Origin of the sequence: Roseovarius dicentrarchi (assembly GCF_003316635.1) — a bacterium.
Taxonomy (GTDB): domain Bacteria; phylum Pseudomonadota; class Alphaproteobacteria; order Rhodobacterales; family Rhodobacteraceae; genus Roseovarius; species Roseovarius dicentrarchi.
Genome location: NZ_QNQP01000041.1, coordinates 1 through 10,228, shown reverse-complemented (window position 1 = coordinate 10,228; position 10,228 = coordinate 1). Strand labels below are relative to the sequence as shown.

Genomic DNA, 10,228 nt, shown 5'->3' with positions numbered 1-10,228 from the left:
GAAACTATCCGAACCGAAACATGATCGCAGGCAGATGATCAGCCGTGCCCGAGCTGTCCGGGAATTACTGAAACGGCTGTCCGGGAATTAGCGTAATCGCTGTCCGGTATTTTTGAAATCCGCACCGTCACCCTCTTGATACAAGAACCGCTCATAGGCACTGCCAGTATGAGAAATGCGCCACGGCTCATAGACCTCGGACAGGATCGTAAATGCGTGGTTCAGGCTGCGAGCAGGCTCGTCCGAAACGCAGGGCGGCAGTTCAAACGTCGATGAAATCAAGCCGGTGGCCTTGCGGCCCTTGATCTCCAGCCATAACCCTCCTTGCATGAGGTCGTCATCCTGCATCTGCCGGTCCGTTGCAGGGCCAAGCTCTAGCTCGAAGAAGCTCAGCGCACCTCCACTCCAGTTGTCGATGGCTAACTCGGATACCTCTTGATGCCAGTTTTCCCAATCGATCAGCGCCTTGCGCTGCTCTTCACTGACGTTTTCGAAGTCCTTCGTGGCCAAGTACGCGCGTAGCTTGCTCCCCCTTGGGAGCACCGACAGTAGGACGCGTTTCTTCATCTCCTCTAAGAAGAGTTTGTCCGTGATTGCCTTCTCTGGCACCAAGATTTCGGCTGTTTGATCGTCCTTTACGGGTACCTGCCCACCGAACTCGACCTCCCATTTGCCATCAACAAGCCGAACAGGGATGCGCAACTTCTTTTCTATAGGTGCAGGCATTGGCTCTCTTTCATGTCAGTTCCCCCGCGAAGGCATTCTGCAATAGAGATTGGCGGAGGTCGTCGATGTCGGCGATCTGGGCTTTGTATTGTGCCGATGTTGCGTCGATCTGAGCGCGAAGACTAGAAAGCTTATCGACGATCTCTATCTGTTTGGTTGGGTCGCTCGGTAAACGGACAGTAAGCTTGCTCCATTTGCCCTTGTTGATGATAGGTAATGTTGCTTGACCAGAACCATGCATGACGTCCGCCTGAAACGCAGGGGTCAGCATTTGATAGTAGAGGTATTCACCACTAATCCCGTCGTTCGGAACAACGGCATTGATCTGTTGGTTCGTTGCTATCGGGCGATCACTATAGCCTGCCTTTCCAATGGTCGCGCCGATGCAAACCATCAAAGCAGAACCAGCAGGAAGCAAACGAGAAACGGACGCTCCTTTCTCGCTCAAGCCTTGGTTGTCGTAGACGAGTGAGCCATTCGAGAGGAAATCACCGGGTTTCACGAAAGGCAGGTGGTCACCAAGGTTTCCTTTGTCTGAGGTTTTTGGTGTTGATCCAGTGACGACAGAGCCAAGGTCAGCAAGCACCGTGTCATTCCATGAGATCGACCCGTCTTCGAACGCCACGTGCAACGCACTGCCGAAAAGGTCCCGTGCATTCTGCAGGTTCACCTCGGCGTTCTCTCGGGCGCGGTCGAGACCCTCGAAGGCCTCGTCCAGTTTCGCAACGATGCGCCGTTGTTCCTCGAGGGGTGGGAGGGGGATTGGTAGCCCTTTTATGAACGGAAGCTTTACTCCCTGTACGGTCGCTCCGGTGCCCGCTGCGATTATTTGATTGGCAATGCTTTTGTACCAGTGGAAGAGAAAGCGCCGGTCAACCTGCTCACTCGACTTGGGCACTAGGCCGCGAAGATCTTGGTTGATCGCTGTATCCTGATCCAAGATGCAGGCTTTCCCAAGGCCGACCCGGGTAGCAATAACGACTTCACCAGCGGGGATCAGTTTCGACGACGAGGCTTTCAGAGCGTCGGCTGTAATCGAATGTTCGGTTTTCGCAATATGTTCTAAGTTCATATCCCGGACAGTCGCCCACGGTATCTCTCCCCCATAAAATGCGGGATTTCGCTTTGATGGAGTTCCACCGCCGATGACCTCGACGACTTCGCCCAGCGGCTTGCTCACCCAGCCACTTTTGGCAACGTCTTTCACAGCATCCCCCGAATGTCTTCGAGTATCTGAGCCGTCTCCGCATCACGCGCCAGCATGTCGGCGATGATCTCTTCGGGGCTGCGCAGGGCCTCGGCCTCGGGGGCGTTCGGATTTTTGACCGACAAGTCGTAGGTGTCCTCGTCCAGATCGGCGCGGTTAACGATCCAACTTTTCGGCCCATTGGGGCGGGTGCGCTGCAGCTCCACAAACTCGCCCAAATCGCCGTCATTCAGCGGATTGGTCTTACCCATGTTGCGACCGGGATCGAGTTGGTAGAACCAGATGTTCCGCGTCGGTGCGCCCTTCTCGAAGAATAGGACCACTGTTTTCACCCCGGCCCCCTGAAACGTCCCGGAGGGGCAGTCGAGGATCGTGTGGAGGTTGCAGCTCTCCAGAAGTTCCTTCCTGAGCGCCACGCTGGCCCCGTCGGTGTTCGACAGAAAGGTGTTCTTGATGACCACCGCCGCCCTGCCACCGGCCCTCAGTTTGCGGATGAAGTGCTGCAAGAAAAGGTAAGCCGTCTCGCCTGTACGGATCGGAAAGTTCTGCTGAACCTCCTTACGTTCGCCACCACCGAAGGGCGGATTGGCGAGGATGATGTCGTGGCGATCCTTTTCCTGTATGTCCATCACATTTTCATTAAGCGTGTTGGAGTGGACAAGGTTGGGGGCTTCGATGCCGTGTAGGACCATGTTCATGATGCCGATGATGTAGGCGAGACCCTTCTTTTCTTGTCCGAAAAACGTGTCGCGCTGCAGCGTTCCCCACTGGCTCGCTGTGAGATCGTCCTTGCGCATGTATTCGTATGCTTCGCAGAGGAAGCCCGCAGAGCCGACAGCGCCATCGTAGATCGTCTCTCCTATCTTTGGGTCGGTCACCTTGATCATGGCGCGGATGAGCGGACGGGGAGTGTAATACTCACCGCCATTACGCCCTGCGTTGCCCATCCGCCGAATGCGCGTCTCATAGAGCTGAGAGAGTTCGTGGCGCTCGGCTTGGGTGTTAAAGGACATCCCGTCTACTGTCTCCAGAACGTCGCGCAAAATGTACCCCGAGCGGAACTTGTTACGCAGCTCAGTGAAGACCTCACCGATCTTGTATTCGATGGTGCGTGGACCGGTAGCCGTCTCACGGAACGAGCCGAGATAGGGGAACAGCTCCTGATCTACGAAGGCGATAAGGTCGTCACCGATTTTGGCCACGTTGTGGTCAAACTCACCGTCCTTCTTCGGTGCCGCCCAGCGATCCCAACGGTATTCCCCGTCGATAATCGGGGTGTAGTCTGTGTCATCCAGCTCGGCCCGGTCGCGCCGCTCAGTTTCGAGGTCGTGGAGATACTTCAAGAACAAGACCCATGAGGTCTGCTCTACGTAGTCCAGCTCATTAGCCACGCCTTCTTCGTTGCGAAGCTCTCTCTCAATGCTGTTGAACGCATTTTCATACATGCTGGGCTGCCCAATTCCTGATCATCTAAAGCATTTCACTTCTCCAGTATTCAAGCAACCTTAGCAACTCCAAGAGCTCGTGGAGCAATCGTGGTTGCACCAGCATCCGCTCTTCGTTTCAAAGCCTCCTGTTGTTTGCTCAGGCGATATGGAGAAGGTCTGGCTCGAAAATTGCCTTGTCCTCCTTGAGCATTCCTTCAGTGCGGGCCACGTGAGGCCTCGCGAGGTTCGCCACCATTTTCTCGTGGAGTTCTCTTTGGGTCTGCTCGGTGGTCCGAATCGAATGCTGTGAGGATCGACAGGCTTAACGTCCACAAGACACAGAAAGCGAACTTTGCAAGGTCATTGAGGCAACTCTACGATAATCGGCAGCGTACCGGCCCAAAGTCGCCATTCACTTTGGAACATCGCGCCGCAGTGCAGCACGGTGTCTGACCCAGTCGCACGTCATCCCAAAGGGTATTGATCAGCTTTAAACATGATCCAAGCGAGATTTCATCGATTGAATGAGTTTCTCAGAATTTCGTTTAAATCCGGCCCCGAGCGGGTCGATTTCATTAGTCGCCAATTTTTCTTGAAAGAAACGCTTGATCTGCGCCTTCGATGGCATCTTATCTAAGCCTAATTCTGCCTTGATCTTTGACCGGGCGGTGTCGTCAAGTAAGTCTTCAATAACTGTTACGTGCTCGAGGTAATCGCCAAGGGTTGTAATAGATGTCTCTGGAAGCGCAAAATCTCTGACATATTTATCGCGTTCTCTTCTTCCCGCTTTGTCTGAGTCCAAGACGAATAAGTATTTAAGATTCCAACCAGTGCTGAGAGCCACTAACGCTCCAAGAGTGCCTGCACCAAGCCCGGGAAGAAACGACAGATCGTCTACTTCCAACAATTTTGCCGCATAGCGCAAAATATAGTAATCAGATTTTCCCTCAAGTATTATCGAACTTCGGTCGATGTTGAATTTGTCTGGGACAACTTGCAGCCTATCCAAAATTGGCTGAAAATAGGATGTTTTGTTTGGATTTCTGTTGACGAAAGACCTATAGGTCTCGGCATTGATGTCTAGGGAACCATCGTCAAGAGATACGTTGTCAATCACAGAGTCGTCTGGCGCGTCAGCTCGATTTGTTACGATGAATGTCTGTTCTAGCCATGCCGGTTCTATCATGTAATGGCTATGTGTTGTGTAGGCCAATGCATGGTCACCGATGGCAATCTCCGGAAAACTTTCGATCAGCCTTTGCTGTGCAGATGCATGCAAATTCGAAGCGGGCTCGTCAAAGAGAAATAAAACTGGCTTATTAGTGGCCCTAGCCGTGCGAAATTGAGTGAATAGCATGAACGCGAAGAACCATCTAAATCCAAGTGATCGGTCTTTGACATCAAAGCGACGGGTTCCATCCTTGACCTGAAACTTGACAAAAATGTCATGTTCTTCTGTTTTTACAGCATTTCCATTCTCATCTATAACTTCACCCTCGTCTGTCGAGTATTCGACAGTTAGCTCTTTTCCTTTGGTATCTTCGCCAAAAATTTTGTTCCAACGACCGAATACGCTTTTCGTTAAAGCGACACCAGCCCGATCCATTATGTGGTCAATTTTAGGTTTGTCGTCATGACTAAACCACACAGGCAAAAATGCCGCCCATGGTAAGCGCTTGTCTTCACCACGAATGCGTCGGACGATGTCATTTTCTATTCGGTACTTGCTACCTTCCGAATCTAAGACATCTTGAAACACACTTCGATAGAAGCTGTTTACTCGGCCTCCACGGTCCGTAAGGTAAATTTTCGAAGGAAAATCAAAGACAAATGTTGGAAAGAATGCAATGTCAGGTGTCCGATCGTATATGGCATCGCGGATCATAACCCGTTCATCTTTGGTTGGCGTTCGAAATTTCTGTTGCCGCCCAGTTTTAACTTTAATTGCCGTAAGAAGAGTGAAGTAGCTACCTTCGAAGTCACCACTTTTGAAATCTTGGCGGCGCTCAATTTCCAGCACCGAGGGTATGTCCTCGACTTTGAGTCCGTCGCCTGAAAGTTTGGCCCTGATCGCTTTTAGATCGGTCTCATTGGCCTCTATCGTTGCCGTCACTGAAACACGACCGGTGAAAGTTGAAATTAGATGTCGAGGCACTCTCTCTTTGAAAGGCACCCCTACATCTTTCTCCCCACTTAAAAGTTCGCTGGTAGCTGCGTCGGGGGAAAACGTATGGATGGCTTGAAGGACCGTTGTCTTTCCACTTTCATTCAAACCAACAAAAGGGAACACCGATGCGCCTAGAATTCCGCCAAATTCTACCGTCGTGTCCGAGATACCTTTAAAGTTTCTAACCCGAAAAGCTTTGTACCGCATTATCAAACCCCAAAAACTTGTGTGAACGTTGTCATAATCCTATCGGGATCGCAAACGAATAGCGGGGAGCTTCTTTAGCCAGCGACCAAGGAAGCATTCATTGCATGGTTTCAGTTGCAGCGAATGACCGCAATCCGCCCTTCGTGTCGAATGTCACACCAGCGAAGACCTCACCGATGACCGACTGCAAAGACGGCTGCGACCGGCCAGCCTTGAAAGCCACTGCATGGTTGAGGCCATCGTTCTCGTTTTAAGAATGAAGAGCATCAAAGGCAAACCAGTCAGCCTAAAAGGCTGGAAAGCAGACACAGGCGATGTCTGCTCCAGCGTTTCGGTTTGGAGCTTCCGCTCTCGAGCAAGGAGTGTGGCAGGAGTGTGAGAGTATTTTGATAGATAGAAGGAAGCCCCCGCCTTTGGTTGGGGCAGGCAGGGGCTGACCCGAGATCGTGACGACAGTAGCGGCAGCGTCGTCTCAGGCGTTTTTTGTGATGATCAGGCTGCTTTGCTCTTATGTTGGCCAACGGCCCTTATCAGTTGGGTCGTGTTGGCAGTCGATAGCCACAGGTGGAACAGGCCACGCATCCGTTCGCTCGGTATGTAGAACATGACCGGCTCATCGTTGCGGATTGCGGTGCGCCACAGGACTTGGATCATCTCGCTCAGGGCGTAGATGTCCTCACTCATGTCGATCCCTTGGTCCTCGAAAAACCTCTTGATCGGGGGCAGCGCGAACCGATTGGAGAGATACGCCATGGACCGCTTGTGTGCGTACTGGTTGGTCGCCTTTGTGTTCAGCGGTATCCAACACTTCGAGTGCGAGTAGCCTTTGCCCTTCAAGGCCTTCTTGTGATCCGAGAAGGTGGCCCATGAGTTCTCTGATGACGGGGTCTCGGCCTTGGTCTTGAAGAACGTCTCAGCCTTCGCCCTAATCGCAGCCATGCCGCGTTTGTCCTGTCGATTCAGCCATCCCTTCGAGAACGGTTGCGCCTTGCCCTTCTTGGCACCGATGTCATTGAGCGGGCCTTCATAGACGGTGACCAGTTTCTTGATCTTGGCCTTGGTCGCCGCCTCTGATTGAGACCACCAATCCACTGGTGTGAACCCTTTATCTCGCTCTCCCTCAACCGCCATCATCTTGAACGAGACGCCCTCGGCCTCGAGGTAGGAACGCATTGGCGATCCCTCGAAGAGATAGGTGAGGATGTAAACCTGATCGAAGCATTGAAGGAACTCGATGGGGAACTGCCATATGATGACCTGGCTGTCGCCATAGACGCAGAGATTGCCATTGTCGCAGAGGTTCTTGATGTCCTCGAAGCGACCTGCGTACTCGCCGTGATCGTCGTGGTTCCACCTGAGACGGCGTGTGTCCTCCTCGATGTAGACCATGCCCGTGTCGAACAGGGTCTTGCGATCAGCCTCCTTGAGGTCAGAGAAGATGTCACAGCAGGTCAGGACCTCGTCGATCACGAGTGTGTAGTTGCCCGATGAAATGTGATCATAGGCCTTGTGCGTCAGGCGCTTGAATAGTTCATGCGTCGTGGCGATGTTCTCTCGATCATCCAAGAGTTGCTCGAAGTGGAAGTACTTCTTGCCATGGACAGGCTTGGGGTCCTTGAACTTCATCTCAGGCAGGGCGTCCTTTACGCGATCAACCTCATCCAAGAGGGGAGTGACGTAGACGAATTGGTGAGGGGTTCCGTTGAACATGGCCTTGAGGTGAGACTGTCGCATGAGTTCGATGATGTGCGAGGTCTTGCCAGACCCCATGATGCTGTCGAAGACTGTTATATTCTGCATTGGTTTGATCCTTGGGTGTATGTTGGGTGCAAGGTGGTTGGCTCAGTGACGCGCTATGGTGTGTATTCGGGCTTGAGATGCCCTTGCGTGTGAGACCAGTGAGGTGGTCAATACCCATTTTGCCCATTCAAAAACGGGTAAGGGTTCCTGTAAGCTGTTGTCTACGTGGAATAAAACTAGCCCATCCTTAAAGAAACTATAGGGTCTGGATGGCGCCTCCTCAGACGATCACCTGAGGTGACTATCCGGATGGCTTGAGATGAAGACCAAACGGGAATGGATATTGGTCTTACCTGTTCAGGTATCGCTTGAGGTCATTATGAGTTGGCCCCATGACCATCGCCATGGGTTGGTCTCATCGAGTCAGCCCTTTCGGTGCAAAACCTTGCGTTCTCTCTTGGTTTCAATCTTGGGCATTGGTCTGGACGGAGGTCTCACGAATTGTTCACGCTGAACCACCATCTGAGAATCGACTGAGGGCTTGGCGGCTGATGGTCTTGCCTTTCGGGGCTTCTTGGGTGCGATCACTTGTTCCCATGGGATACCAGCCTTCTCAGCGTCTCGCCGGATCATGCGCTCATCTCGATCCCACAGTGGACGAGCCTCCTCAATCTTTCGTCCGATCTGATCGCTCTTCTTTTCACCGACCATGTTTCCATAGCCTTCGTACTCATCAGCAAGAGCATCTTGCATCTGACTGGGGAGGTCTGCCCGGCGTTCCTCAAGGTTAACCCATCGTCTACGCAGGGCTTCTCGAGTGCGGCGTCGTTCGTTCTCTTTCTCGCGCTTACGCTGGGCCTTGATGTTGAAGGCGCGGCGGCAGTTCTCAGAACAGTGCTTCTTGGTGGATCGTTCATAGGTGAACTCTGAGCCGCACCAGAGGCATTGCTTGGTCTTTCTGGTCGCTCTGCTGGTCATGACTGTGTAGTCTTTCTGTTTGGGGGCGATCATCACTCATTTGCGGTGGTGACGTTCTTCTTCCTTGGGTGAGCACCAATTGAGGTGATCGAGATGAGCCTTATGGGTAAGGGTTTGAAGGGTTTTTGAGATTGCCATTTTTGTTCCCGCTAAGGGCGACCAGCTTTCCCAAGGGGCACCACGATGCCCGCGATATTCTCGGCTCTGGTTTGGACGTTCGTCTTTACAGCACGGTCAGCCTGCGAATAACAATTCGGTATCCCCAAGTCGCACCTTCAGACCATTCTTGAGCGTCACTACCAACATGGTCTTCCTCTCCGGCCCTCGCTTCTTGTCACCCCGTATCACGGTCACCCGATCCACGATCATCCGCACCCACTGGTTGGCTTCCCAAGGTTCCATCCCCGCGAGATTTTCGGGTACTTCCTGCGATGCCAACGCCTGACCTCGACGCAGTTCCTTGAGGTATCCTTGCAGTTCCTCGATGTTCGCTTGGGCTGTCAGCAGGCTATGCTCCAAGGTTGCTCGAACCCTTGGAGGAAGTTTTTTGTTCTTGAGCCTTTCGGTGATCGTGTCCGCGTCCCCCGCAGCAACCGCCAGCGCAGCCTCAACGTCATTCACGTCAGGGCCGCTAACGGTGTCATGTGCTGCAACGATCTCAGACCAGCCATCAAGGAACCTGCTCTCAATGACGTTCCTCGAGGCCAGCCAGCGTCTCGTGGTGGTCTCGACGTAGGCGAAGGAACCATCAGTTCCCTTGCGACACACGCAGCGTTCTCCCTCGGTGGTCCGAATGACGCCTGTGAGGATGCCTTGGGTTTTTCTCTTGGGGTCGTTGACGATCCGGTTCCCTTCCTTGCGCTGGGCAATGCCATCGAGGCGCATCTTCACCCGGCGCTGAGTGTCTTCGTCCACGATCCTTGGGAAGTAGCCGTCGATCTGGTCGAACACGGTACGGTCATTCTTGGTCCCGCGTCCGATCTCGAGGATGCCAAAGGGTGCCTTGGACTTAACCAGCCGGTAGATGTTTCCAGCCGCAAAGGTCTTGCCCCGAGGGGTCTTGATGCCACGGTCCCGGAAATCCTTTGCTATGGACCACACGGCGTCCCCATCAGCGAACCTCGAGAACAACTCGCGGGTCACCTGAGCTTTCTCTTCGATCACCTCGAAGTGCCCATCGTCCATGGTCCCCACCAGCTTCAGCCAATTCGGAATAGCCCTTGATCTCTTCCTCGTGCCAGCCTTGACGCTTTCGAGGTTGCGCTGCCAGCCATGCTTGACCCGCTTCGACTTCGTGAGGCTCTCCTCGTGTGCCCTCTGAAATGTCAGGATGATCTCGATCCCGGTCATTGCATCATCATCCAGATCGTTCTGGGTGTACCGCTTGTTATTCGCGAGGGTCACGACGTCCACACCGGCGTCGATGATATCCTCGAGCGTGTTACGAGCCTTCCTGATCTTCTGTCGGGAGATGCGGTCAAGGTTCTCGACCAGCAACACGGACCCGGTAGGGACCTGTCCAGCCTCAACAGCCTTTAGGAAGCCGCTGAGTGCCCCTGTGGTGGCGTTGTCGCCTTTGTACGCTGACACGCCGAGGTCCTGCATATTCAGGCTGGTGTCGAGTGAGTACCCGTTCTCTTCAGTCCAACTGCGCATTTCGCGGAAGTTGGGCAGTGATTTCGCGTGATCTCGGGCACGCATTTCACGGCATCGCGGGCAGCCATTTCATGCCCTCGGGCAGGCTGGCCAACAGGTGATATAGAGTCAGGGCGCGAC

Annotated in this window: 7 protein-coding genes; all 7 read right to left on the bottom strand. The window is 53.3% G+C overall.

Features of this window, described 5'->3' with window-relative positions:
• Positions 1–87 precede the first annotated feature (87 nt).
• Entirely contained in the window at positions 88–726 is a 639-nt protein-coding gene (locus DQ230_RS16320; protein ID WP_113913637.1) for a hypothetical protein, read from the bottom strand.
• A gap of 10 nt (positions 727–736) precedes the next feature.
• A complete protein-coding gene (locus DQ230_RS16315) occupies positions 737–1,933 on the bottom strand; it encodes a restriction endonuclease subunit S (protein WP_113913636.1) in 1,197 nt (398 codons plus the stop codon).
• Entirely contained in the window at positions 1,930–3,378 is a 1,449-nt protein-coding gene (locus DQ230_RS16310) for a class I SAM-dependent DNA methyltransferase (RefSeq protein WP_113913635.1), read from the bottom strand. The genes DQ230_RS16315 and DQ230_RS16310 overlap by 4 nt, the downstream gene beginning before the upstream one ends.
• A 472-nt stretch (positions 3,379–3,850) precedes the next feature.
• Complete coding sequence (locus tag DQ230_RS16305; protein ID WP_162497489.1) at positions 3,851–5,734, bottom strand: AAA family ATPase; 1,884 nt, start codon at positions 5,732–5,734, stop codon at positions 3,851–3,853.
• A gap of 492 nt (positions 5,735–6,226) precedes the next feature.
• Positions 6,227–7,534 (bottom strand): DEAD/DEAH box helicase family protein, encoded by a 1,308-nt coding sequence (locus tag DQ230_RS16300; RefSeq protein ID WP_113913633.1) that lies wholly within the window; start codon positions 7,532–7,534, stop codon positions 6,227–6,229.
• A 363-nt stretch (positions 7,535–7,897) separates the two neighbouring features.
• Complete coding sequence (locus tag DQ230_RS16295; protein WP_113913632.1) at positions 7,898–8,485, bottom strand: hypothetical protein; 588 nt, start codon at positions 8,483–8,485, stop codon at positions 7,898–7,900.
• Between the two features lie 201 nt (positions 8,486–8,686).
• The gene (locus tag DQ230_RS16290) at positions 8,687–10,108 is read right to left on the bottom strand and encodes a recombinase family protein (protein ID WP_162497488.1); all 1,422 of its coding nucleotides are present in this window, start codon (positions 10,106–10,108) and stop codon (positions 8,687–8,689) included.
• Positions 10,109–10,228 lie beyond the last annotated feature (120 nt).

Bases quoted from the DNA above. Each gene is read 5' to 3' on its own strand.
- DQ230_RS16320 (WP_113913637.1), bottom strand. From the start codon at position 726: ATGCCTGCACCTATAGAAAAGAAGTTGCGCATCCCTGTTCGGCTTGTT.
- DQ230_RS16310 (WP_113913635.1), bottom strand. From the start codon at position 3,378: ATGTATGAAAATGCGTTCAACAGCATTGAGAGAGAGCTTCGCAACGAA.
- DQ230_RS16305 (WP_162497489.1), bottom strand. From the start codon at position 5,734: ATGCGGTACAAAGCTTTTCGGGTTAGAAACTTTAAAGGTATCTCGGAC.
- DQ230_RS16300 (WP_113913633.1), bottom strand. From the start codon at position 7,534: ATGCAGAATATAACAGTCTTCGACAGCATCATGGGGTCTGGCAAGACC.
- DQ230_RS16295 (WP_113913632.1), bottom strand. From the start codon at position 8,485: ATGATCGCCCCCAAACAGAAAGACTACACAGTCATGACCAGCAGAGCG.
- DQ230_RS16290 (WP_162497488.1), bottom strand. From the start codon at position 10,108: ATGCGCAGTTGGACTGAAGAGAACGGGTACTCACTCGACACCAGCCTG.